This window comes from Peribacillus sp. NPDC101480 (assembly GCF_050277335.1).
In the GTDB taxonomy this organism is placed as follows: Bacteria; Bacillota; Bacilli; order Bacillales; family DSM-1321; genus Peribacillus.
Genome location: NZ_JBNNSB010000001.1, coordinates 910,042 through 934,611 on the forward strand (window position 1 = coordinate 910,042; position 24,570 = coordinate 934,611).

Consider the following 24,570-nt stretch of genomic DNA (forward strand, 5'->3'; position numbering starts at 1 on the left):
ACATTTAACACTTTCCTGATTTCTTTTAGTGGGACAGACACGAACAAGCCCACTGCTGCATAGGTATGAATAGGGAAACCAAAGAAACGGGGGATGAAACCAATGCCCGGAATACTTACAGTTGTCGGTTATATTATCAAAGAATTTTACTTATTCGTTTCCTATGTGAAAAACAACGCTTTTCCCCAGCCTCTGTCATCTCAGGATGAAAAGAAATATCTGAAGCTTATGAGTGAGGGTGATGGTGATGCCCGTAACATCCTGATCGAGCATAATCTCAGGCTTGTTGCCCATATCGTCAAGAAATTCGAGAACACGGGCGAAGATACAGAGGATTTGATTTCGATTGGGACAATTGGTTTGATAAAGGCCATTGAGAGTTATTCGGATGGGAAGGGTACGAAGCTGGCCACATATGCGGCGCGATGCATTGAGAATGAAATCCTGATGCATTTACGAGCGACAAAGAAAACGAAGAAAGATATTTCCCTGCATGATCCGATCGGTCAGGATAAAGAAGGAAATGAAATCAGTTTAATCGATGTACTGAAATCGGAATCGGAAGATGTCATCGATACGATTCAGCTCAATATGGAAATTGAAAAAGTGAAAAAGTATATTGATATTTTGGATGAACGCGAAAAGGAAGTCATTGTAGGCAGGTTCGGACTGGATTTGAAAAAGGAAAAAACCCAGAGGGAAATCGCTAAGGAGCTTGGCATTTCCCGCAGTTATGTATCAAGGATCGAAAAACGTGCCTTGATGAAGATGTTCCACGAATTTTACAGAGCAGAAAAAGAGAAGGAAAAGAAAGCTAAAGGCTAGGAATGATAAAGTCAAAGAGAGTGCGGGGAAAATTTCCCCGCACTCTTCTTTTTAATATTTATTTCGGATCAAATCCGTAAATGCATGATAAACCTCGATTCCTTGAAAAAGGAACAGACGTGAAGCGGTTAAAGAAAAGACCCCTATCATAATTAGTCGGAACCACATATGAATCACTCCTCCATTTTATTTTTTTATAAAATGTCAGAGCGTAGGGCTACGTAATTCGCCTGAAAAAAAACCGGGCTGAGATACCGCAGGCGTAAATTTGAGTGAAAATAAAGAAAACTCAAAATGGAAAATTCGAAAATTAGAACAATGATAAGTGACTGCCAGGAATTGAAGGAAGGCACGAAAGGCTGTTTCTTGTCGGCCTTATCCCAATGGTGAACATCGGTATGTTCTTCAATGGTCAGCTGCTGTGCATGATGATGGAACTGTATGGGCAGCGTCCAAAGGAGCAGGATGATGGCAGACATGTGAATAAAGAATTTCATATGAATCAACCACCCCTTTCCTAAGAATATATTCATCATAACATGCTTTTAATCTGGGATATAGAAAAATGTTCTGACAAATATCTGAAAATTCCTTTTAATTAGAAAAATTTTGAATTAACCCCTATAATGGGATTAGTGATAAAAAGGGGGCAATGCAGGATGGGATATTCTTTGACGTGGGATTTGGATATTTTTTTTAAAGGAGGAAGCTCTTCTAAGGAGTTCCTGATTTTTTTAGATGAAATTAACGAAGAGGTAAAAGAATTAGACCGACTTGTAAGCAATATCAATCCAAAAGGCAATGATGAAATCAGTTTAATCGAGGCATTTGATCTTTATAAAAATACAAATATGAAATCCACGCAGGCCAGTGCCTTCATTGGATGCCTGGAAGCTCAAAATGCGCAGGATAAAAAGGCTGGTCAGCTGCGGATCAAACAAATGAAGATAGTCGCTTCACTAAAAATGGTGTTAAGCAGGCTGGATGAAAAGTTGATACAGCTTGATGATGCGGTTTTTAAAAAAATCCTTGAAAAAGAACCATTGAATGAATTGAAATTCGTATTGAATGAACGCCGGGAAAAGGCCAAGGAAAAGCTTTCCGTAAAGGAAGAATCATTAATCACCCAATTGGCCATGGACGGTTTCGAAGGTTGGAGCCAAATGTATGATACGATCGTCGGTTCAATGACCATCCCATATAAGGGTGAAAAGCTTTCTGTAGGCCAAGCGGCGAATAAATTTTCTGATCCTGATGAAGGGGCCAGGAAAGAATTATTTACCGCGTGGGAACAGGCTTGGGAGGAAAAGAGTGACCTTTTTGCCCGGACGCTGAACCACTTGGCTGGATTCCGTCTCAGTGTGAATGAAAAAAGGGGCTGGGATGATATTTTGAAAGAGCCTCTTGAAATAGGGAGGATGAAAAAAGAAACGCTCGAAAGCATGTGGAATGTCATTGCCGATCATAAGGAGCCGCTTGTGAGGTTTTTAAAAAGGAAAGCGGAGTTATTGGATCTGGATAAATTAAGTTGGGCGGATTTGGATGCACCGCTTGCTGTTAAGGCACAGTCCAAAGTAATGGATTATCAAGAAGGTGCAGACTTCATCATACAGCAATTCTCGAAGTTCGGTTCTCAATTAGCAAGCTTCATCCAGAAAGCTTTTGAAGACAGCTGGATTGAAGCAGAGGACAGACCAGGTAAGAGACCAGGAGGTTTTTGCACCGGCTTTCCATTAAATAAGCAGTCAAGGATTTTCATGACGTATTCGGGCACCCCATCCAATGTATCGACATTGGCTCATGAATTGGGACATGCATTCCATTCTTATGCAATGAGGGATATCCATCCATTGAATCGGTCATATGCCATGAATGTGGCTGAAACAGCCTCTACCTTTGCTGAAATGGTCGTAGCGGATGCGGCTGTGAAGGAAGCGGCCAGTGAGGAAGAAAAGCTTGTGCTTTTAGAAGATAAAATTCAGCGTTCCGTGGCATTACTCATGAATATCCATGCCCGCTACTTATTCGAGACAAGGTTTTATGACGAGAGGAAACAAGGGTATGTCAGTGCCGAACGATTGAATGAACTGATGGTAGATGCACAAAAAGAAGCTTATGGCGATGCTTTAAGTGATTATAATCCAACGTTCTGGGCTTCAAAGCTCCATTTCTATATTACAGGTGTACCATTTTATAATTTTCCGTACACATTCGGTTACTTATTCTCATTAGGCATATACGCGAATGCCCTGAAAGAACCTGCAGGATTCGAAGAAAAATATATCGCTCTATTAAAGGATACAGGTTCCATGAAGGTCGAGGATCTGGCGGAGAAACATTTAGGCGTCGATTTGGAGACCCGGGATTTTTGGGAAGAAGCGGTCAATGCCTGTATGGAGGATGTTGAAGAATTCATCCGTTTGACCGACCCATTAGTCCGAAAAGCATAAGATGGGTTTTAGGCTGAATATGAACGAAAAAAGGCGGATGTCCGGTTTAGGACATCCGCTTTCTTATTTAAACTTTCTTCAGTTTAAATGGACTGACCATAAGTAATGATAATATAATCATGAGGGATAAGAAAAAGACCGGATGGAAATACGGGACGGCGAGATAACTTAAAGTGGCGATGCAGCCCGCAACCGTAATTGGCACTCCTGTAAAATATCCATTGCTTTCACTTATATTGAAGCGGGCGAGACGAAATGCGCCACAGCCAATATAGAAAACGGTGAAGAGTGTGCCGGGTGCTCCGAATTCTATCAATATTCCTTGGTATAATAATAGAGCTGGTGCGACGCCAAAAGATATGATGTCACACATGGAATCAAGCTGCTTACCCAATTCCGATTCAATGTTGAACTTCCGTGCAACCATACCGTCAAAGCGATCTGCAAGGGCAGCCAGGAAGATTAAAAGCAGGCTTAAATTCAATTGGCCGTGCATCACGGCAATTATTGCAAATCCACCAAGGGATAAATTCATTAAAGTAAGTATATTTGCTGTTTGTGCTTTCACTTTTTTAATGGTTTGATCGAGGGCGTGTAATAAAAACATCTTTTCACTCCTTTCAAATGAAACAAATTAAAACAAAATATATTAAACATAAGTATTTATTATATAATAATATTTTACTTAACACAATTTATGCAAGGGAATTTTAGAATAATTTTACAATTTGGAGTGGTTTTATTTGTTTCAGTCTTTATATCGCATTCTTATTGAACTGACGAATGGTCAGTATTCATCAGGGTTATTAAAGCATTTTAGCCAATCTCGTTGGAGCAGGCCCTTAATTTTACTTTATGTAAAAACATTTAACCTTAATCAACAAGAATTTGGTAAGGAGTTAAAAGCTTATACCAATCTGCACGAACTATTTACAAGGCAGTTAAAGGCGGACGCCAGGCCAATTACGGCAGTTCCTTCCGCGGTGGCTTGTCCTGTTGACGGTGTTCTTGAGGATTCAGGGGAGATACGGGCTGATAAAAAGATCGTCGTTAAGGGAAAGATATATTCAATGGAGGAAATGCTCGGGGATGAACTTCGGTTGGAAAAGTACTTAGGCGGCAAATATCTCGTGTTATACTTAAGCCCGAGTCATTACCATAGGATCCATTCGCCAATCAAGGGTTCTGTAGTCAAACGCTGGACCCTTGGAAGGAAATCGTACCCCGTTAATAAATGGGGGATGAAATATGGAAAAGAGCCTTTATCAAAAAATTATCGGACAGTAACTGAATTGCAAAATGAAGCGGGAAGTTTGGCGATGGTGAAAGTCGGGGCCATGTTCATAAATTCGATCGTCATTACTGATGAATCTCAGGAATTGGAAAAAGGGCAGGAATTTTCTTATTTCAGCTTTGGTTCAACAGTGGTGCTTCTCTTTGAAAAAGGAAATTTTGAACTTGAAGGAAACATATCCATTCCCGCAGATGTCCGTGTAGGTGAAACGATCGGTTTCATGAGGGCCGTCTAACTTCAATTGAAAATAAGAGGCTGACAATTGATGTCAGCCTATGTATTCCATATTAAAATATTGATCGGATTTTATGCGTTAGGGATCTTCGATGAATTTCCGTTTCTATGAGGCGGATGAAATCGGTACTCAACTTTAAATTCTGTGCTTTAAAATAGGATTCAAGCAACAGGTCATCAGATAGTTTTTGCATCAGAACGCCATATACGGCTGCTCACCTCCAGTTGGGATTGCGAGGAATAATTTGGTATTTACTTGCATATATTGATAAGTCTTCCTTGATGTACCCCTACTGTATCAGAAATAAACGTGGAGAACAATCGTTCTGTTATCCACAGTTGAAAGTGGATAACCTGTGGTTAAGTTGTTTACAAGGTGAACGAAATGGTGCACATCAGTATGGAAAATGTTAGTAAAGTTATCCACAGGTTGAACAAATGAAATTTTTGTCGAAATCTTTTATGAATAATTAGTTCTTTGGTTATGGTCTGCCAGCAAATTTCCCATTATTTAATAAAAAATGCCTTTCCATATCTGAAAACATCCATTATGATGTTTCTTTACCGTCAGCCCTTCTTTCCTAATTTTTTTTGAAAGTGAGCTAAAAATTCGATATGATGGAAACGGTAAATTTTAATGAAAATATAGAGGTGTCAATATGCTTAAATTATTTTTGCCGAGTGAACATGTTAAAAGCATTTTTAATATAGATCCTCAAGAATTGAAAAAAAGAGGGATCAAGGGAGTCATTACCGATTTGGATAATACGCTCGTTGAATGGGACAGGCCAACTGCCACCCCCGATTTAATCAAATGGTTCGACAATTTGCGGGATCATGGGATTTTAGTGACGATCGTGTCCAATAATAATGAAAATCGAGTTCGAGCTTTTTCCGATCCGCTTCACATTCCGTTTATCTTCCAGGCCAGAAAACCGATGGTAAGAGCTTTCAATAAAGCCCGTAAGTCAATGGGATTGAAATTGGAAGAAACGGTGGTAATCGGCGATCAGCTATTGACGGATGTATTGGGAGGGAACAGAGGCGGGTTTCATACGATCTTAGTGCTCCCTGTAGCACAAACCGACGAATTCAGAACAAGGATCAATCGTTATTTTGAAAGAAAGATCATGGCGTTTTTTAAACGAAAAGGAATGCTAGAATGGGAGGATCACAATTGAACAATCATCAAGAATTAGTGTGCATCGGCTGCGGTGTGAAGGTCCAGACTGAAGATCCGAAAGAGTTGGGCTATGCCCCTAAATCAGCTCTGGAAAAAGAAACGATCGTCTGTCAGCGCTGCTTTAAATTGAAACATTATAACGAAGTTCAGGATGTATCCTTAACAGACGATGACTTCTTGAAAATCTTGAATAAAGTAGGCGAAACCGACTCTTTAATCGTCAAAATCGTCGATATTTTTGATTTCAATGGAAGCTGGCTGCCTGGCCTTCATCGATTTGTAGGAAGAAATGATGTTCTTTTGATCGGAAATAAGGTCGATTTATTGCCTAAATCCGTAAAAACGAACAAGTTGATCAATTGGATGAAGCAATCGTCCAAGGAATTGGGTCTTAACCCGGTTGATGTCCTGCTTGTCAGTGCGGAAAAGGGAAAGCACATACTGGAAGCTGCTGATGCGATTGAGCGGTACCGCAAAGGTAAAGATGTCTATGTTGTGGGCTGTACGAATGTAGGTAAATCCACTTTCATCAACCGCCTTATAAAAGAATTGAGCGGTGAAGACGATATCATCACGACTTCCCACTTCCCTGGGACTACCTTGGATATGATCGAAATTCCTTTGGATGATGAACAGGCATTGATCGATACACCAGGAATCATTAATCATCATCAAATGGCTCACTATGTGGACAAACGGGACTTCAAGGTGATCATGCCGAAAAAGGAAATCAAGCCGAGAGTTTACCAACTGAATGAAGGACAGACGCTATTTTTCGGAGGGTTGGCCCGACTGGACTATGTCTCAGGCGGAAGGCGTTCACTGACTTGCTACCTTTCGAATGAATTGAATATTCACCGTACGAAATTGGAAAATGCCGATGAATTGTATAAAAACCATGCCGGGGAATTATTGACGCCCCCACGGCCTGAACAAATCGAGGAGTTTCCGAAGCTGATTCCACATGAATTCTCCTTGAAAGATGGTAAAATGGATATTGTGTTTTCTGGTCTTGGCTGGGTGACGGTCAATGAGCCAGGAGCGAAAATCGTTGCACATGTTCCAAAGGGCGTCAATGTGATCGTTCGCAAATCATTAATCTAAATATAGGGGTCGTCTAGTCTATGAAAAAGATATATGGGGTAATGGGAGATCCAATTGCACATTCGATGTCACCGGACATTCATAATGATGCATTTGAAAAAGAAAATATAGAAGCGGTTTATCATCATTTTCATGTGACACCTGAGCGTTTGAACGATGCCGTAAAAGGCATGAAGGCCCTTGGTATAGAAGGGTTTAACATCACGATTCCTCATAAGACTTCAATCATCCCTTTCCTTGATGAAGTGGATGAACTGGCCCTTGCAATCGGGGCTGTAAATACGGTTGTTAACAAAAATGGTCGGTTTATAGGGTATAATACAGACGGAAATGGATTTTTCAAATCTTTATGCGATGAAATATCAGGTGACATCAAGGCTAAAAAAACGTTAGTGATCGGAGCGGGCGGTGCTGCGCGTGCGATTTATTTTACCCTCGTGAAAGAAGGGGTAAAGCAAGTTGATATTGCAAACCGGACAAAGGAAAGGGCGGCCCAGCTTGTTTCTGATTGCCCATATGATAAAGTATCGAAGGCACTCTCGATTATCGAAGCGGAAGAAAGCTTATCACAATATGATTTAATCATCCAAACGACTTCTTCTGGAATGAGTCCTGAATTGGATCATTCACCGTTAAAGGTCGACCAGCTTAAAACCGGTGCCATTGTCAGTGATATCATTTATAACCCTCTGCAAACCAAGCTGCTGCGTGAAGCGGGGGAAAAAGGAGCGGAAACACAAAATGGGCTAGGGATGTTCATCAACCAGGCCGCGCTCGCTTTTGAGATATGGACAGGCATTATGCCGGATACAGCAAGAATGACAGATATTGTCTTGAACAAACTAGGAGGTAACACATGTTAACAGGTAAACAGAAAAGATTTTTACGATCAAAGGCCCACCACCTCAATCCAATTTTTCAAGTTGGTAAAGGCGGCGTCAATGATAATCTCATCAAGCAAATTGGTGAGGCGCTTGAAGTACGTGAATTAATCAAGGTCAGCATCCTGCAAAACTGTGAAGAGGACCGTGATGATGTGGGTCGTTCTTTATCAAAGGGTGCACGGGCGGAATTGGTTCAGATTATCGGCAACACAATTGTGCTGTATAAAGAATCAAAAGAAAACAAACAACTTAAATTACCTTAAGGAACCTATCTATGAAAAAAATTGGAATTCTTGGCGGTACATTCAATCCTCCGCATATCGGGCATTTGATTATAGCGAATGAAGTGCTTGATGCCCTTGAGCTAGATGAAATCAGGTTCATGCCAAATCACGTTCCTCCACATAAGGAAAAATCGGAGGAAGTAACCGATATGGACAGGCTGGCTATGTTGGAAAACGCGATAGCCGGAAACTCATCTTTTTATATTGAGGGTATTGAAATAGAAAGAAAAGGCACATCTTATACGTATGACACGATAAAATTGCTGAAAGAGCTTGAGCCAACCAATGAGTTCTATTTCATAATTGGCGCAGATATGATTGAGTACTTACCGAATTGGCACCGTATCGACGAGCTGGTGCATATGGTCAATTTCGTCGGGGTGAAGCGCCCTGGATATGATGAAAAGACCGTATACCCAATCACGATGGTGAAAGTCCCCCAGATGTTCATTTCGTCTTCCATGATAAGAAGGAAGTTAAGAACGGGGAAAACCGTGAAATATTTAATAGCAGATCCAGTGGTGAAGTATATTAAAGGGAATGGTTTATATGAATCGTGAGGAAGCATTGGCACTGGTCAAAGAACAAATCACTGAGCGCAGGTACATTCATACCTTGGGTGTGGTCGAGTCAGCGGTTGAACTTGCTGAACGGTATGGTGCCGACGTCAAAAAAGCGGAACTGGCAGCCATTTTCCATGATTATGCAAAATTCCGTCCAAAAGAGGAAATGGAGCAAATTATAATCGCTGAAAAAATGGACCCGGCGTTACTTGAATACAATATGGAGCTATGGCACGCTCCTGTCGGGGCTTATCTGGTGAAAAAGGAAGCTGGCATTCAGGACGCTGAAATCTTGGATGCGATTGCCTATCACACGTCTGGCAGGGTTGGCATGAGCCTTTTGGATAAAGTCGTATACCTTGCCGACTATATTGAGCCGGGACGTTCTTTTCCCGGTGTCGACGAAGTCAGGCAGACAGCAAAGCAAAATTTGGATCATGCTGTCATCCAGGCGTTAAGGAATACAGTTGTTTTTTTAATGAAAAGAAATCAGGCAATTTACCCTGACACATTTAAGACATATAATGACTTGATCATGAATTTGAAGGAGAAGATGTAATGACTGAACGTGAACTTCTTGTAATTGCAGCAAAAGCGGCGGATGATAAAAGAGCGGAGGATATCGTGGCATTGAACATGCAAGGTATTTCCCTTGTAGCGGATTACTTTTTGATCTGCCACGGTAATTCTGAAAAACAAGTACAAGCAATAGCTCGTGAAATGAAGAGCAAAGCTGATGAATCAGGAATCAATGTAAAACGTCTTGAAGGTTTTGACGAGGCGAAATGGGTGCTTGTGGATCTTGGCGATGTAGTGGCCCATATTTTCCATAAAGATGAAAGAAACTACTATAATCTTGAACGTTTATGGGGAGATGCACCTTTTGAAGATCTAGAGAGTGAACTGACTACATGACTTATGAACGCTTTGCCTATGTATACGATGAATTGATGAAGGACGCACCTTATGAAAAATGGCTGATGATCCTTACGGCGAAGCTGGAACAGTATGGAATTGGTGGAAGGAAAGTCCTGGATTTAGCGTGTGGAACCGGGGAAATGACCGTTGAATTGGCGCAACACGGATTCAAAGTCACCGGCGTGGATTTATCTGATGAAATGCTTCTTGTTGCCAATGAAAAGGCGGTTAAGCTTGGATTATCTATTCCGCTTTTCCAGCAGAATATGGCAGAACTCGAGGGACTTGGCCAATTTGATTGTGTCACGATTTTTTGTGATTCGCTGAACTACCTTCGCGATGAGGAGGATATAGTCAAGACGTTCAGCCGGGTTCATGAGCATTTGAAGGATGGCGGATTATTCTTGTTTGATATCCATTCCATTTATAAAATGGAAGAAATCTTTCGCGATAATACCTTTGCTGTCAACGGTGAAGAAGTATCCTATATATGGGACTGCTTCCCGGGTGAAGAACCATACAGTGTTGAGCATGATTTAAGTTTTTTCGTAAGGGACGATGAAAGCGGACTGTATGACCGTTTTGATGAGTTGCATTATCAACGGACCTATCCGGTTGAACAATATAAAAAGTGGTTGGAGCAAGCAGGTTTTACGGTTTCTGAAATTCTGGCGGATCTTGAAGAAGCACCGCTTGTAACGGAAACCGAAAGAATCTTGTTTGTAGCCAGTAAATAATAAAGAGGTCAAGAATCCCCGTTCGTACATCATCCTGTACGAGCGGAGGTCTGACCTCTTCTTTTTTTATTTTAAGAAGGAATTGAGATATAAATTACGAATATTAATAAGGATGGCCGAACTGCTTTTCAACTTCGTGAAGGTCCTCTGCAAACTTTTCGTGTGTCGCTTGAAAAAGATGATGGAACATTTCCCCTGTTTCAGCTTCTAAAACCTTGATCCCCTCACCCGTTATTCCACCCTTTACACAAACCTTTTCCTGCAAGGTTGGCAATGTATAAACCCCTTTACCAAGCAATTCCCCTAAGCCAACCAGCATATTCTCAGTCAAAGTCGTAGCCGTTTCTTTATCTATCTTCGTCGTTTGGCAGGCCGCATCAATAAAAGCTTGTGCTAAATAGCTGAAGAAGGCAGGTCCGCAGCTGACGATATCGGAAGCTACCCGGGTGATATCATTTTCAATGATGACCGGTGCCGATATGGCTGAGGCCAAATCATATAAAGCTGATACTTTCTCCTTGCTGCAGCTCTTGCTGAAACTCAGTAACGATACCCCTGAACCGACACGGTTCGTTATGCTCGGTATAAAACGGGCACAGGGGGCATTCACTGCCGATTCAAGCTGGGAGACTGAAAGCGGGCTTGTGATGGAAATGACCAGCTGATCCCTTTTTATATGATTTTTGATGCCTTGTAATAGGCTGTTAATTTGTAATGGTTTTACACAGAGAAAGATAAAGTCGGCTTGTTGGGCGATTTCGGCTGCGGTTTCCGCAACCTTGATGCCAGGGTGTTTATCTTTCAGCACCAATGCCTTGGAAAGCGTGCGATTTGTAATGACTAGATCTGCCGGATTCAATATTTTTGCCTCCAGCCATGCCTCGATTAAAATGGTACCCATATTTCCGGTTCCGATAACACCGATTTTCTTCAATTCCGATCAACTCCTCTCACTTAAAGCGATTGATTCTCCTAAAAACACTATGTATTTTTAATCTGTCCTATGACAATGTATCGTGCGAAATCCAATAAGGAGGCAAAGAAAATGGATGAAATTTTAAAAAGGAAAATGACCAAGATTACCGTTGCGGTGGCATTTGTTGCAGCGGGCATTTACTTTTTTTTGCAACAAGGGGCGGATTCGGCGGATACGGAAGATATATTTTCCATTTCTGAAAAGGAAGCTGAAATCGAACAAAGTGAAAATGAAACGGCTGACGAACCTGTAATCATTAAAGTGGACGTTAAAGGAGCGGTCAAGTCCCCAGGCATTTTTACTGCACAGGCAGGTGAACGGGTGATTGATTTAATTTCGGCTGCAGGCAGCTTTACGGACAAGGCCGATAAAAATAAAGTGAATTTTGCCCAAATCGTCGAAGACCAAATGGTCATTTATGTTCCGGAAATAGGTGAAGAAGTCACGGGGGACTTGGAGAATATACAAGTCGGGTCGTCTGGTGATGCCGCCACTAAGGGGGCGTCAGGAGGACTGGTGAACTTGAATACAGCTACACAGGAAGATTTGGAAACCTTGACGGGTATTGGACCATCCAAAGCGAATGCGATCCTGGAATACAGGGAAACGGTAGGGAAATTCAATGAGGTCGATGAATTGAAGAAGGTAACGGGAATCGGCGATAAAACGTTTGAAAGGTTACGGGATTCCATTTCGGTGAAATGAATGATTGAATATGCTACACAAATGGACAGGAAGAGGGTAAAATTGAAGAAAATCATTCTAGTGGTAAGGGGATACAACATGAACAGAATTAGTTGGGATCAATATTTCATGGCGCAAAGCCATTTATTAGCCTTAAGAAGCACATGTACACGCCTCACTGTAGGGGCGACCATCGTAAGGGACAACAGAATCATTGCGGGGGGATATAATGGGTCCATTGCGGGAGGGACGCATTGTATTGATGACGGCTGCTATGTAATTGATAATCATTGTGTCAGAACGATACATGCAGAAATGAATGCACTTTTACAATGTGCGAAATTTGGGGTGCCTACTGATGGGGCGGAAATATATGTGACGCATTTTCCGTGTCTTCAGTGCTGTAAATCACTCATCCAAGCTGGCATCAAGGCTGTTTATTATGCGGAAGATTACAAAAATCATCCATATGCCCTGGAATTATTTAAACAGGCTGGTGTCAAGACCGAGAAGGTTGAAGCAAAAGGGGCCATCGATGTTAATGGAAAACAAAAAAAGGACTTTGTATTCTCATTGTTAGCTCAACTTGAACGAACAGGCATGGGAAAAGAAGCTGTATCGGAGCTGGAAAAGCAGGCCAATCAGATATTTGAAAATTAAATAGGACGGGGGGCAGGCATGGCTCGACACCTTATCTTATTAGCCGTTTCGGCCACATTTGGTGTTACGGCCCATTCTTTTTTTAATGTAAGGCTGCTGATCATCATCCTTATCTTTCTCTGTTTACTTTACTTTTTGGTGGGATTAAGTGTGAAGGCCCTTAGTTTTCATTTGGTTATCATGGGGATGTTTTTAGGGGCCGCCTCCTTCACCGATCACCGCAACAAAACTGCCTATCATGGAACGGAAAGCCAATTTATCATTACATTTACGGATCAACCGAATATAGATGGAAATTCTTTAAAAGGATTCGTTTCCAGTGAGAAAGGCGAACGGTTAGTGCTTCGTTATAAAATCACCACTGAACTGGAACAGGAAAAGCTGGGTCGGTTTCTGCGGATCGGTTTATCATGTCCGGCCGAAGGGACATTGCAAATTCCCGACAAAAACAGAAATGAAAACAGTTTCGATTATCAGCGTTATCTTTTGCGTCAAGGCACCCATTGGATTTTCAAAGCGGATTCCATTTCATTTCAGGAATGTAAAGTCGTTGGAAATCCGATTCTTGTTTCGATACGTAATTTGCGCCTAAAGGGGATTACGTATATTAGAGAACACTTTCCAGAAGAATCTAGCGGTTTTGTCACTGCCCTCATATTCGGCGACCAGACATATATAGATGAAGGCGACCTTACTAATTATCAGCGGCTAGGTCTGGTTCATTTACTGGCTATTTCCGGTCTTCATGTCAGTTTTTTAACGGGGCTGTTATTTTACTTCGGCATCAGGGTGGGGATTACACGGGAAAGAATGATGATGGCAATCTTAATCTTCCTTCCGGTTTACATGTTACTTTCAGGTGCCAGTCCATCAGTGGTGAGATCCTGTTTGATGGCTATGCTTTTCTTTCTACTTCTGCTATTCAAGAAGCGGATCTCGGCGGGTGCCGCAATCGGATCGGCTTATATGGCACTTTTGTTTTTTCGGCCTAATATGCTCTATGATATAGGTTTTCAGCTTTCATTCGCGGTCACTTTCTCCATTATCATGTCTTCAAGCATTTTCTTGCAATACCCGAAGAAAACAACGCAGCTATTCATCGTCAGTTCCATCTGCCAATTGGCAGCCCTTCCGATTTTGCTTTTTCACTTTTATGAAGCATCCATTCTTGGTGTGTTTCTGAACGTATTGTATGTTCCGCTTTATTCCATCATATTGCTGCCATTTTCACTGATTTCCCTCTTCATTCATCTATTACTGCCTTCCTTGGGGCAACCCCTCATCTCATTATTGAATTATACCTTCATACTCTGCAATAAAGCTGCGGATGGTGCATCGGATTTGCCGCTTGCCTCCATTCCGTTTGGAAAACCACCTTTCATCATGATGTTATTACTTGTTATTTCACTTTTAGGATTATACCTGACTTGGGAAGTATCCTTTGAAAAAAGTAAAATATGGTGCGTAATAATAATCGTCCTTTTACTTTTGCAATATAACTTACAAAGGTTCTCGCCTTTTGGTGAAGTGCAGATCATCGACGTTGGGCAAGGTGACTCCATTTTAATTATACTGCCTTTCAATCGCGGTAACTATTTGATTGATACTGGAGGGCAAATTACATTTCCAATCGACATGTGGGCAAAAAAGCGAAAGAAGTTCAACACCGCGGATGATATCATAATTCCATTATTGAAAAGTAAGGGAATCCACCAATTGGACAAGCTGATTTTAACTCATCCGGACGCAGATCATATGGGAAGTGCAAAAGAATTAATAGAAAATTTTAAAGTTGGGGAGATCATCATTGGAGGCTGGAGCGAAGAGCAATACAGGGATATGGATTTTGTGACTGTGGCAATAGATAAACAAATGAAAATGACTGTCCTGAAAAGGGGGGACCATTGGGTGGCGGGAGGAGCGCCGTTTGCTGTGCTAAGTCCATATGAGAAAGAAGAAAATAAGAATGATTCATCCATAGTTCTATTCACGGAGCTTGGGGGATTGTCGTGGTTATTGACCGGTGATATGGGAGAAGAAGGGGAAAGTGAACTTTTGAGAACATTTCCGCAGTTGCAGGCGGATATCTTGAAGGTCGGTCACCATGGCAGTAAAACTTCTTCTTCCACGCCCTTCCTTGAACAGCTGCAGCCGAAAGCGGCGCTTATTTCAGTTGGAAAAGATAATGGCTACGGTCACCCTCATCGAGACGTAATTGGGAATCTGGAGAGAAATGGCATAAAGGTGTTCAGGACCGACGAGGATGGTTCTATTATTTACAAGTATTACAAAAGCAGTGGAACCTTTCGGAAGACTCTCCCATAGTATGTAGAAAATCAAAAAGAAAGAGACTGCAGCAGCAGCCTCCATCAGGAAAAATAAGAGCATGTAGTAAATGAAATCAGGATCCGACAGCTTTAATGACGACAGCTATGGTGAACATGGCAGCGAAAAATACAAAAGAACCGATGAATCCCATAGCGGAATCAGCGACGTCATCTGTCTTTGATTGAACATTCTTTTCGAATTCGTTCATTGTTTACCCCTCCTATTTCTGCTAATAGTATAAAACATTACCAAAAAAAAATCTACAGGCTTCATTCCTTCATTTCCTTTACTGACAAGAGTTGTCACAAATAGTTTGGGATTTTGAGGTCAAAATAACAGTACAAACAAAGCAAGCGAAAAAGAAAAGCTCAATTTTTGTTCTACATGAATACTCTACCCGCTTTCAAGGGAGATTACCCGGGCCTTTCTTGAAAGTGTTCATATAGATCCGGAATTAGCCCTTTTATAGGGCTAGTTCCCTTTATAGCTTGTCAAATGGTCCATCCACCTATACCATTAGAGAAGAATACATAGTAAAGAGGCGGATTCTATTGGTATTAGATGTTTGGAAAAGTATAAAAAAAGGGCAATTCGCGCCGGTATACTTGTTATATGGGTCGGAAGCCTATCTAATTAATGAAACGAAGCAGCTATTGATTGAGAATGTCCTTCACGAGGATGAGATGGATTTTAACTTTTCTCAATTTGATTTAGAAGAGACGCCTGTTGAAACTGCACTTGAAGATGTTGAAACCCTCCCGTTTATTGGGGAAAGGCGCCTTGTTTTCATGCAAAACCCATTTTTTTTGACAGCTGAAAAAACGAAATCAAGAGTTGAACATAATGTGAAAAGACTGGAAGCGTATTTAGCTGACCCGGTTCCTTATTCTATTGTCGTATTGACCGCACCTTATGAGAAACTGGATGAACGGAAAAAAATCACCAAGGAACTGAAGCGTAAGGCGGTTCTTGTTGAAGCGAAGAAGCTTGGTGATCATGAGTTAAAAGGATGGGTGAAGGAGAGGGTCGAAGCTTCTTCAGTCCAAATAGATGAGCAGGCTACAGAGCTTTTACTTGAACTTGCAGGAACGAATCTGATGATGCTTACGAATGAATTGGATAAAATGGTGCTTTATGCAGAAGCTGATAAACACATTACGGTCGAGGTAGTGGAAAAGCTGGTTGCTAAATCCCTTGAACAGAATATCTTTACGCTTGTCGATCATGTGTTACAGCGAAAGATGGAGAGTGCGATGACGATACTGCACGATCTACTCAGGCAGAATGAAGAGCCGATCAAAATCTTGAGCGTCATGGCGGGACAGGTAAGGCTCATGTATCAAGTGAAGGAGCTTTCCCGCCAGGGCTATAGCCAGCAAAAAATTGCAGGTCAATTGAAGGTGCACCCTTACAGGGTAAAGCTGGCACTTGAAAAGACGGGGAGATTCCAGGAACGCGAGCTGTTGAGTATCATTAACGACTTAGCGGAAGCGGATTATAAAATGAAGACCGGCCAGGCCGATAAGGCAATCACACTTGAGCTGCTGCTTTTAAAAATTAGATGATAAAAAGGTGGCAGATATCCTGTCACCTTTTTTATGCAAAAAACGGCACAAAAAAAACGATCCGGTTGGATCGTTTAATTTTTTGTCATTATGCGTTAAGAGCGTTAAGTCTTTTCGCTAAACGAGATTTTTTACGGGCTGCCGCATTTTTATGGATTAATCCTTTAGATGCAGCTTTGTCTAATTTCACAGCAGCTGTTAAAAGAGCTTCTTTAGCAGCTTCAACGTTTTCACCAGCTAATGCAACTTCAGCGTTTTTCACTGTAGTACGCATAGTTGATCTAACAGTAATGTTATGAACGCGTTTTTTGTCGTTGATTTTTACACGTTTAATAGCAGATTTAATGTTTGGCATTCCGTTCACCTCCTACAAAGAAATCGAGATTATATGAACTCGACTTTTCAAATCCATATCAAATAGCACAAGTGATATTCTATCAGACTGCCCATAAATATGCAATACTTCAGATTGAGAATCGAAAAGGAATTATAATTTCGGGAATAAATTCATCTCGTCATCACTCATTGTACCAAAAAAATGAATAATAAAAAAGCAAAAACGACAGAATGTTTAAGAGAGACTATTGAAAATACTAGATTAGATTCAATTCAAACATCAGGAGGCCGTTATGGAAAATAATTTGGACCTTAGTGAATACGGAATTCGTACAGATTTGGCGATTGAAGCAAAGGAAATTGCCCTTGAACATAAAGGTGTTGTAGAGGAAGTGGATGTATCCCGTATCGAAGGGGTCATTATTAAAGAAAAAGATGTGGATGATCTAAAGGTATCCTTAGTCGAGGTCACGGCTGAGGGTGAAAAAGAAATCGGGAAGAAGCAGGGCAGCTATTTGACCATCGAAGTGCAGGGGATCCGCCAGCAGGATACGGATACGCAGCAACGGGTGGAAAAGGTGTTCGCCAACGAACTGGCTTCCTTTTTGAAACGGAATAAAATTACCAAAGAAAGCAGTTGTTTGGTTGTCGGTCTTGGTAATTGGAATGTTACTCCCGATGCTCTTGGGCCTGCAGTCGTTGAGAACCTTGTGGTCACAAGACATTTGTTCGAATTGCAGCCGGAGTCCGTCAAGGAAGGCTATCGGCCGGTAAGTGCGATTTCCCCCGGGGTGATGGGCATTACGGGAATCGAGACGAGTGACATCATAAAAGGAGTCATCGAAAAAAGTAATCCTGATTTCCTGATCGTCGTAGACGCATTGGCTGCCCGTTCGATCGATCGAGTGAATTCGACGATTCAAATAACGGATACAGGCATCCATCCTGGGTCTGGTGTTGGGAATAAACGAAAAGAATTGAGCCAGGCTACATTGGGTGTTCCTGTTATAGCGATTGGTATACCTACCGTCGTGGATGCCGTATCAATTGCCAGCGATACGATAGATTATATTTTGAAGCACTTTGGCAAGGAACTGAATGAAGGGGACAGACCATCACGTTCGCTGGCGCCCGCTGGATTCAGTTTTGGAAAGCGCACAAAGCTGACAGAAGAGGATATGCCAGGTGAAAAGGAGCGCCAAACCTTCTTGGGAATGATAGGTGTCCTCCCTGATGAAGAGAAACGGAAATTGATTTATGAGGTACTGTCACCGCTTGGTCAAAATTTAATGGTTACACCGAAAGAAGTCGATGTTTTCATTGAGGATATGGCCAATTTAATAGCCAATGGGTTAAATGCAGCCTTGCATCATTCAATAAATCAAGATAATACCGGCTACTACACCCGTTAAATCATTTTTAGTGCCCAAAAATGGTGTTCTACCCTTTCTAGCAAAGTCATAGGTATTAATAGACAAGCTATAGAGAGGGTGGAAGGATGAAAAGAAGAAATTCCCCAGGAATCATAACAGCCGTTCACGGATCAACAATAATAAAAACTTTTCTAGGTATTCTCGCCTTGCTTCTTTTTGTTTTTTCAGTCAGTGGGGTCATGACTTCCCTAAGACCGGAGTATCGGATATCTTCTAATTCCGTACATACTGTAGCCAACCAATTCTCGGGGAAAATGCTGTTCTCGATGCTGGCCAATGAAAACCATTATCTTTTTAATGCCCTGCCGGAAGGTAAGCAGGAATCGATGATCACGAATCAATTGATAAAAGTTTCGACCAACATTTCGCTGGAGGACCCGCGGAGCTTACTTGGCAGGGAACTTCCTGGCTTTTCGATTTTTGATAATGAGATCCTCGTTGCCGGGGAAGGAACGAATTATACGAATATGCCATACGAATCCTCGCCGCCAGTGGACGTCCTGAATGAAGAAAGGGATGCATCCCTGCAAAACCTGGATGAGATTGAAGAACCGGAAAAAGGAGTGGCCGATCAGCCGAAACAAACGACAAATGGACGGAAAGTGGTCGAGATATACCATAGCCATAACCGGGAGTCATATCTTCCATATTTAAAAGGAGTGACTAACCCGGATCTAGCCTATCATTCGAAAATCAATATTACGAAACTCGGGGAGCGGATGGTTGAAGATATGGCTGATAAGGGGATAGGCTCCTCGCTCGATAAAACGGATATCATGGGAAATCTGAATAATAAAGGATTGAATTATGCCAGATCCTATCAAGAATCACGAAAATCCGTCCAGACGGCATTGGCCAATAACAAGGATTTAGAATATATCATTGATATCCATCGTGATTCTAAACGAAAAAAACATACGACCATTAACATTAACGGTAAAGATTATGCCAAGATTGCCTTCGTGGTTGGGGGCAATAATCCGAACTTCGAAAAAAATGCAGCGCTTGCCAATAAGCTTCATAAAGCTTTGGAGAAAAAATACCCTGGCATTTCACGAGGGGTTATGAAACAAGGCGGAGCGGGACATAATGGAGTATACAATCAGGATTTGTCAGGCAATGCCATGCTCTTGGAAATTGGCGGTGTTGATAATACTTTCGAGGAAATGTACTTGACCGTTGATGCCTTTACCGAGGTTTTCAGTGAATTTTACTGGGATGCCAAAGCAGTGGATAACCCGACCGGGGATTCGGAAGCGCAGTAATTTGAAAGGAGTTCTCTTATCATGGTTCGATTTTGGTTGAAATGTACAGGGATTGTGCTCGTATTATTTTTAGGTGTTCTAATCGGGATGCAGCAAGCGAACGACGGGATGAAAAAAATGAAGGGGTATGAAGATCCCTCTTTGAATAGTGCATTCATTATTAACCAATCGGACCAAGGGGAGATGGAAGCGGATATCCTTGGCGAAAAAGTAACCAGTCATGATTTGGAGACGAAAAAAGAAAAGCTTGAAGAAATGAAGGCCTTCAACTTTTTCTCATCGATCGGCAAAACGCTTGGAGAGACCATATCAGGGGCCTTTCAAGCACTTATTGATATGATTTAGGTATGAAGTAAGTTGAGTATGCCCTGCCAAAAGGCTGCATCCGAATCCGGAATGCAGCCTTTTTTTATCCGATGCCCTGCAATGAGGCTTCTTTTGTAACTATTCTGTTGAATCTTGCATTTTCTATTGATATAATAAAAAATAGTGTATTGTGTCGACAAGTGGGAGTGAACGTCATGAATAGAGAAGAAAAATTAAAAAGACAATCAAAAATTCGTAACTTTTCCATCATCGCTCATATTGATCATGGTAAATCTACATTGGCGGATCGTATCATTGAAAAAACGAACGCCATGACTCAGCGTGAAATGAAGAGTCAGCTGTTGGATTCCATGGATTTAGAGCGTGAGCGTGGAATTACGATTAAATTGAATGCGATTCAATTGAAATATAACGCGAAAGATGGAGAAGAATATATCTTCCATCTTATTGATACACCGGGACATGTCGATTTTACGTATGAAGTGTCACGAAGCCTTGCAGCTTGTGAAGGAGCTGTCCTTGTTGTCGATGCGGCACAGGGTATTGAGGCCCAAACGCTTGCAAACGTTTATTTAGCATTGGACAACAACCTGGAAATCATTCCGGTCATCAATAAAATCGATTTGCCGAGTGCAGATCCGGAACGTGTGCGTGGAGAAATCGAGGAAGTGATCGGGTTGGATGCTTCCGATGCAGTCTTGGCTTCTGCTAAGGCGGGAATCGGAATCGAGGAGATTCTGGAACAGGTCGTTGAATTGGTTCCAGCTCCACAAGGTGATCCGGATGCTCCTTTCAAGGCGCTTATTTTCGATTCACTATTTGATGCGTACCGAGGTGTAGTTGCCTATATCCGTGTTGTTGAGGGTTCCATTAAAGTGGGCGATAAAATCAAAATGATGTCCACTGGCAAGGAATTCGATGTTACCGAATTGGGTGTCTTCAACCCTAAAACCCAGCTGTTGGATGAACTGAACGTAGGTGATGTAGGTTTCCTTACGGCAGCCATTAAAAACGTTGGTGATACGACTGTTGGTGACACGATTACAAGTGCCGTGAACAGTGCGACAGAACCATTGCCGGGTTACCGGAAGATGAACCCGATGGTATATTGCGGACTATACCCAATTGACGCATCGAAATTCAATGATTTAAGGGATGCATTGGAGAAATTGGAATTGAACGATTCAGCGTTGCAGTTCGAGGCGGAATCATCGCAAGCATTGGGCTTCGGTTTCCGTTGCGGATTCCTTGGACTCCTTCATATGGAAATTATCCAGGAACGGATTGAACGTGAATTCAAAATCGACCTGATCACCACTGCACCGAGTGTTATTTATGATGTGGTCCAAACGGACGGAACGGTCCTGAAAGTGGATAACCCGTCTAATATGCCTGATGCCCAAAAGATCGAACGGGTCGAGGAGCCATATGTCAAAGCGACGATGATGGCGCCGACGGAGTTTGTCGGGGCGATCATGGAAATTTGTCAAAATAAACGCGGAAACTTCATTGATATGGAATATATCGATGAGACCCGTGTAAGCATTCACTACGAAATACCATTATCGGAAATCGTGTATGATTTCTTCGATCAATTGAAATCCAATACAAGAGGCTATGCTTCATTCGATTATGAGCTGATCGGCTATAAACCGTCCAAGCTTGTGAAAATGGATATCTTGCTGAATGCTGAAACTGTCGATGCTTTAAGTTTCATCGTTCATAAGGACTTTGCTTATGAGCGCGGTAAAGTCATCGTTGAAAAATTGAAGAAATTGATTCCAAGACAACAATTTGAAGTGCCGATCCAAGCAGCAATCGGGCAAAAAATCATCGCCCGTTCCTCAATTAGTGCAATGCGCAAAAACGTATTGGCTAAATGTTACGGCGGCGATATTTCCCGTAAACGTAAGTTGCTCGAAAAACAGAAAGAAGGTAAAAAGCGGATGAAACAGGTAGGTTCCGTTGAAGTGCCGCAAGAAGCTTTCATGGCTGTTTTGAAAATGGATGATACGACACCAAAGAAATAAATAAAATAAACGATAGATAGTAAAAAGAGGGTAGAGGAAATCTAGCCTCTTTTTCTATCGACTCATTCGATTAAAAGGTTGTGAACACAATGATTAAAAGCGCCTACCTCCATATACCATTTTGTGAACATATTTGTCACTATTGTGATTTCAATAAAGTATTTTTGCAGGGACAGCCGGTCGAAGAATATTTACAGATGATGAAAAGGGAAATGGTGATGCAGCTTTCCAAATACCCGACTGCCGGTTTGGATACGGTTTTCGTCGGTGGAGGGACACCGACCTCTCTTGATGAAAAGCAGCTTGCATTCTTATGTGAAGCGATCAATGAAACCCTGCCCTTTGATCCCAAAAAGGCTGAATATACATTCGAAGCCAATCCAGGGGACCTTTCGAGGGAAAAACTGAAGATACTTTATGACTCAGGGGTCAATAGACTTAGCTTTGGAGTGCAAAGCTTCAATGATGAATTGTTAAAACGAATCGGCCGGACTCACCGGGCTCTAGAAGTATATGAAACGATTCATTTGGCTCAAGAGGTTGGCTTTACGAATATCAGCATCGACTTGATATATGGATTGCCGGGCCAAACGATGGAAGATTTCAAGGATACGCTGGATAAAGCGATTGCCCTTCAATTGCCGCACTATTCCAGCTACTCATTGATCGTTGAGCCGAAGACTGTTTTTTATAACCAGATGCGAAGGGGTAAATTGAACCTGCCGCCTCAGGAGCTCGAGGCTTCGATGTATGAGAAACTGATGGAAGAGATGGAGAAGCATGGTCTGCATCAATATGAAATCAGTAATTTTGCCCGAACTGGGTTTGAAAGCAGGCACAACCTGACATATTGGGATAATGTGGAGTATTATGGGATTGGTGCCGGTGCACATGGCTATACTGGAGGTAAAAGGGTTGCCAATCATGGACCTGTGAAGAAATATATCACGCCATTGCTGGCAAACGAGCTGCCTGTATTGGAAGAGCACCCAGTACCGCTTCATGAACGGATGGAAGAGGAGATGTTTTTGGGGCTCCGGAAAACGGAAGGAGTTTCATTGGAAATCTTCAAGAATAAATTTTTTGTTGAAATGACGGAGATTTTCAGGAAACCGCTCGAAGAAGGATCGGCAAAGGGTCTGCTTAAGGTGGAAGGCGGGTTCGTGCGCTTGACTGAGCAGGGCAAACTGCTTGGAAATGAAGTGTTCCAATCATTTTTGGGCGTTATTGATTCCGACTGAAGGAAACTCAAGTTATTTTAACGGTGAATTAGCGGTTTTCATTGTTGACATCATAAGCTTCATTTGATAATTTATTAGTATATTAGCACTCGATGAGACAGAGTGCTAACAGAGGTGATCATACATGCTAACTGATCGTCAATTATTGATTCTACAAGTGATAATCGAGGATTTCATCCATTCTGCCCAGCCAGTCGGGTCACGAAGCTTGTCGAAGAAAGATGAAATTACGTTCAGCTCTGCCACAATTCGCAACGAAATGTCCGATCTTGAAGAAATGGGATTTTTAGAAAAAACCCATACCTCTTCCGGTAGGGTCCCTTCTGAAAAAGGGTATAGATATTATGTGGATCATTTACTTTCTCCTCAAGCTCCGAAAAAGAATGAAGTGAAGATATTAAAATCCGTTTTTGTAGAACGAATTTATGAATTGGAAAAGATCGTACAGAAGTCAGCGAAAATACTTTCGGAACTGACGAATTATACGGCGATTGTACTGGGGCCAAAAGTGAATGAGCATAAGCTGAAAAAAATCCAGATCATTCCTTTAAGTCCTGAAACGGCAATAGCCATCATCATTACAGATACAGGTCATGTGGAAAATCGAATGATTTCCTTACCGCCTTCTTTTGATATAAACGAAATCGAGAAGATGGTGAACATATTGAATTCCCGTTTGGTCGATGTTCCGCTAGTTGATCTAAAGGATAAGATCTATAAGGAAGTGGCAGTTCTATTGAGCCGCCACATTCATAACTATGGATCGATGGTCTCGACCCTTGCGGAGACCCTGACGGACACAAAGCCCGAAAAAATATTTTTTGGCGGGAAAACGAATATGCTGAGGCAGCCGGAGTTCCATGATATTGCTAAAGTAAGTACGCTTTTATCGATGATTGAGCAGGAACAGGGATTTTATGAACTAATTACTCAAAATCCATCGGGCATCCACGTCAAGATCGGCCGTGAAAATCAAAACACAGTGCTCGATGACTGCAGTTTGATTACGGCGACCTACTCAATCGGGCAGGAGCAAGTTGGCACATTGGCCATATTGGGTCCAACGAGAATGGAATATTCGAGAGTGATCAGTTTGCTTTCGTTCTTCTCGAAAGATTTAACGGCCCTGATGACAAAACTGTATCAAAAATAGTAGCAAAGGTAATATTGTTAAGGTGGCGGAGAAGCATATTCCGCGGCCTGGCATATTACTTTAGCATAAATTGTATAACCCTTTTAGGGAGGTGAG

The 24,570-nt window shown here is 41.8% G+C and carries 27 protein-coding genes; 21 read left to right on the top strand and 6 right to left on the bottom strand.

What is annotated here, in order from left to right; all coding sequences use genetic code 11:
- Positions 1-102: 102 nt before the first annotated feature.
- Entirely contained in the window at positions 103-825 is a 723-nt protein-coding gene (sigK, locus tag ACQKMF_RS04510; protein WP_034308596.1) for an RNA polymerase sporulation sigma factor SigK, read from the top strand.
- A gap of 194 nt (positions 826-1,019) precedes the next feature.
- Here the strand turns inward: sigK and ACQKMF_RS04515 are convergent, their stop codons facing one another.
- Positions 1,020-1,322: a hypothetical protein gene (locus ACQKMF_RS04515; RefSeq protein WP_101222631.1), complete on the bottom strand. Its 303-nt coding sequence runs from the start codon at positions 1,320-1,322 to the stop codon at positions 1,020-1,022.
- Between the two features lie 162 nt (positions 1,323-1,484).
- Between ACQKMF_RS04515 and ACQKMF_RS04520 the strand changes: the two genes are divergently transcribed.
- Positions 1,485-3,275, top strand: a complete 1,791-nt coding sequence (locus ACQKMF_RS04520) for a M3 family oligoendopeptidase (protein ID WP_427571968.1) — start codon at positions 1,485-1,487, stop codon at positions 3,273-3,275.
- A 67-nt stretch (positions 3,276-3,342) separates the two neighbouring features.
- On the opposite strand, the gene pssA is transcribed toward ACQKMF_RS04520, so the two are convergent.
- On the bottom strand, positions 3,343-3,882 hold the full coding sequence (pssA, locus tag ACQKMF_RS04525; RefSeq protein WP_101222629.1) for a CDP-diacylglycerol--serine O-phosphatidyltransferase: 540 nt from the start codon (positions 3,880-3,882) through the stop codon (positions 3,343-3,345).
- A 136-nt stretch (positions 3,883-4,018) separates the two neighbouring features.
- Here pssA and ACQKMF_RS04530 point away from each other — a divergent pair, with 136 nt between their 5' ends.
- On the top strand, positions 4,019-4,804 hold the full coding sequence (locus ACQKMF_RS04530) for a phosphatidylserine decarboxylase (protein ID WP_101222628.1): 786 nt from the start codon (positions 4,019-4,021) through the stop codon (positions 4,802-4,804).
- 52 nt (positions 4,805-4,856) lie between these two features.
- Here ACQKMF_RS04530 and ACQKMF_RS04535 read toward each other — a convergent pair whose 3' ends face one another.
- Positions 4,857-4,997 carry a sporulation histidine kinase inhibitor Sda gene (locus ACQKMF_RS04535; protein WP_034311351.1) on the bottom strand — a complete coding sequence of 47 codons (141 nt, stop codon included), beginning with the start codon at positions 4,995-4,997 and terminating at the stop codon, positions 4,857-4,859.
- 465 nt (positions 4,998-5,462) lie between these two features.
- On the opposite strand from ACQKMF_RS04535, the gene ACQKMF_RS04540 reads away from it, so the two are divergent.
- Genes ACQKMF_RS04540 through ACQKMF_RS04575 form a run of 8 tightly spaced genes read left to right on the top strand, consistent with a single transcriptional unit; the run spans position 5,463 to position 10,476 of the window.
- Positions 5,463-5,984 (top strand): YqeG family HAD IIIA-type phosphatase, encoded by a 522-nt coding sequence (locus ACQKMF_RS04540; RefSeq protein ID WP_260358122.1) that lies wholly within the window; start codon positions 5,463-5,465, stop codon positions 5,982-5,984.
- Positions 5,981-7,090 carry a ribosome biogenesis GTPase YqeH gene (gene yqeH / locus ACQKMF_RS04545; RefSeq protein WP_397315176.1) on the top strand — a complete coding sequence of 370 codons (1,110 nt, stop codon included), beginning with the start codon at positions 5,981-5,983 and terminating at the stop codon, positions 7,088-7,090. Before ACQKMF_RS04540 ends, yqeH begins: the two co-directional genes overlap by 4 nt.
- A 20-nt stretch (positions 7,091-7,110) precedes the next feature.
- Positions 7,111-7,953: a shikimate dehydrogenase gene (gene aroE, locus ACQKMF_RS04550; protein WP_101222625.1), complete on the top strand. Its 843-nt coding sequence runs from the start codon at positions 7,111-7,113 to the stop codon at positions 7,951-7,953.
- A complete protein-coding gene (gene yhbY / locus ACQKMF_RS04555) occupies positions 7,947-8,237 on the top strand; it encodes a ribosome assembly RNA-binding protein YhbY (RefSeq protein ID WP_230177040.1) in 291 nt (96 codons plus the stop codon). Before aroE ends, yhbY begins: the two co-directional genes overlap by 7 nt.
- Positions 8,238-8,248: 11 nt before the next feature.
- On the top strand, positions 8,249-8,818 hold the full coding sequence (locus ACQKMF_RS04560) for a nicotinate-nucleotide adenylyltransferase (protein WP_427571975.1): 570 nt from the start codon (positions 8,249-8,251) through the stop codon (positions 8,816-8,818).
- Positions 8,808-9,380 (top strand): bis(5'-nucleosyl)-tetraphosphatase (symmetrical) YqeK, encoded by a 573-nt coding sequence (gene yqeK / locus ACQKMF_RS04565; RefSeq protein ID WP_101222623.1) that lies wholly within the window; start codon positions 8,808-8,810, stop codon positions 9,378-9,380. The genes ACQKMF_RS04560 and yqeK overlap by 11 nt, the downstream gene beginning before the upstream one ends.
- Positions 9,380-9,736 carry a ribosome silencing factor gene (gene rsfS, locus ACQKMF_RS04570; protein WP_101222622.1) on the top strand — a complete coding sequence of 119 codons (357 nt, stop codon included), beginning with the start codon at positions 9,380-9,382 and terminating at the stop codon, positions 9,734-9,736. Before yqeK ends, rsfS begins: the two co-directional genes overlap by 1 nt.
- Positions 9,733-10,476: a class I SAM-dependent DNA methyltransferase gene (locus tag ACQKMF_RS04575; protein WP_427571978.1), complete on the top strand. Its 744-nt coding sequence runs from the start codon at positions 9,733-9,735 to the stop codon at positions 10,474-10,476. The genes rsfS and ACQKMF_RS04575 overlap by 4 nt, the downstream gene beginning before the upstream one ends.
- Before the next feature lie 103 nt (positions 10,477-10,579).
- Here ACQKMF_RS04575 and comER read toward each other — a convergent pair whose 3' ends face one another.
- The gene (comER, locus tag ACQKMF_RS04580; protein ID WP_427571980.1) at positions 10,580-11,410 is read right to left on the bottom strand and encodes a late competence protein ComER; all 831 of its coding nucleotides are present in this window, start codon (positions 11,408-11,410) and stop codon (positions 10,580-10,582) included.
- Positions 11,411-11,521: 111 nt separating this feature from the next.
- Between comER and ACQKMF_RS04585 the strand changes: the two genes are divergently transcribed.
- From ACQKMF_RS04585 to ACQKMF_RS04595, 3 genes are all read left to right on the top strand, one after another.
- On the top strand, positions 11,522-12,157 hold the full coding sequence (locus ACQKMF_RS04585; RefSeq protein WP_427571982.1) for a helix-hairpin-helix domain-containing protein: 636 nt from the start codon (positions 11,522-11,524) through the stop codon (positions 12,155-12,157).
- Between the two features lie 78 nt (positions 12,158-12,235).
- Entirely contained in the window at positions 12,236-12,796 is a 561-nt protein-coding gene (locus ACQKMF_RS04590) for a ComE operon protein 2 (RefSeq protein ID WP_101223472.1), read from the top strand.
- An 18-nt stretch (positions 12,797-12,814) separates the two neighbouring features.
- On the top strand, positions 12,815-15,121 hold the full coding sequence (locus tag ACQKMF_RS04595) for a DNA internalization-related competence protein ComEC/Rec2 (RefSeq protein ID WP_427571984.1): 2,307 nt from the start codon (positions 12,815-12,817) through the stop codon (positions 15,119-15,121).
- 76 nt (positions 15,122-15,197) lie between these two features.
- Here ACQKMF_RS04595 and ACQKMF_RS04600 read toward each other — a convergent pair whose 3' ends face one another.
- Positions 15,198-15,332, bottom strand: a complete 135-nt coding sequence (locus ACQKMF_RS04600) for a YqzM family protein (protein ID WP_081108861.1) — start codon at positions 15,330-15,332, stop codon at positions 15,198-15,200.
- Between the two features lie 343 nt (positions 15,333-15,675).
- On the opposite strand from ACQKMF_RS04600, the gene holA reads away from it, so the two are divergent.
- A complete protein-coding gene (gene holA, locus ACQKMF_RS04605) occupies positions 15,676-16,689 on the top strand; it encodes a DNA polymerase III subunit delta (RefSeq protein WP_230177035.1) in 1,014 nt (337 codons plus the stop codon).
- An 88-nt stretch (positions 16,690-16,777) separates the two neighbouring features.
- Here holA and rpsT read toward each other — a convergent pair whose 3' ends face one another.
- Positions 16,778-17,044, bottom strand: a complete 267-nt coding sequence (gene rpsT / locus ACQKMF_RS04610) for a 30S ribosomal protein S20 (RefSeq protein WP_034308554.1) — start codon at positions 17,042-17,044, stop codon at positions 16,778-16,780.
- A gap of 274 nt (positions 17,045-17,318) precedes the next feature.
- Here rpsT and gpr point away from each other — a divergent pair, with 274 nt between their 5' ends.
- From gpr to hrcA, 6 genes are all read left to right on the top strand, one after another.
- Positions 17,319-18,437: a GPR endopeptidase gene (gpr, locus tag ACQKMF_RS04615; protein WP_230177034.1), complete on the top strand. Its 1,119-nt coding sequence runs from the start codon at positions 17,319-17,321 to the stop codon at positions 18,435-18,437.
- A gap of 86 nt (positions 18,438-18,523) precedes the next feature.
- Positions 18,524-19,723, top strand: coding sequence for a stage II sporulation protein P (gene spoIIP / locus ACQKMF_RS04620; protein ID WP_101222616.1), 1,200 nt, complete (start codon positions 18,524-18,526; stop codon positions 19,721-19,723).
- 21 nt (positions 19,724-19,744) lie between these two features.
- Positions 19,745-20,068: a YqxA family protein gene (locus ACQKMF_RS04625; protein ID WP_053535740.1), complete on the top strand. Its 324-nt coding sequence runs from the start codon at positions 19,745-19,747 to the stop codon at positions 20,066-20,068.
- Positions 20,069-20,244: 176 nt separating this feature from the next.
- Positions 20,245-22,080, top strand: a complete 1,836-nt coding sequence (gene lepA / locus ACQKMF_RS04630; protein WP_095389815.1) for a translation elongation factor 4 — start codon at positions 20,245-20,247, stop codon at positions 22,078-22,080.
- A gap of 89 nt (positions 22,081-22,169) precedes the next feature.
- Complete coding sequence (hemW, locus tag ACQKMF_RS04635; RefSeq protein WP_101222615.1) at positions 22,170-23,321, top strand: radical SAM family heme chaperone HemW; 1,152 nt, start codon at positions 22,170-22,172, stop codon at positions 23,319-23,321.
- 124 nt (positions 23,322-23,445) lie between these two features.
- Positions 23,446-24,474: a heat-inducible transcriptional repressor HrcA gene (hrcA, locus tag ACQKMF_RS04640; protein ID WP_402938488.1), complete on the top strand. Its 1,029-nt coding sequence runs from the start codon at positions 23,446-23,448 to the stop codon at positions 24,472-24,474.
- Positions 24,475-24,570: the final 96 nt, after the last annotated feature.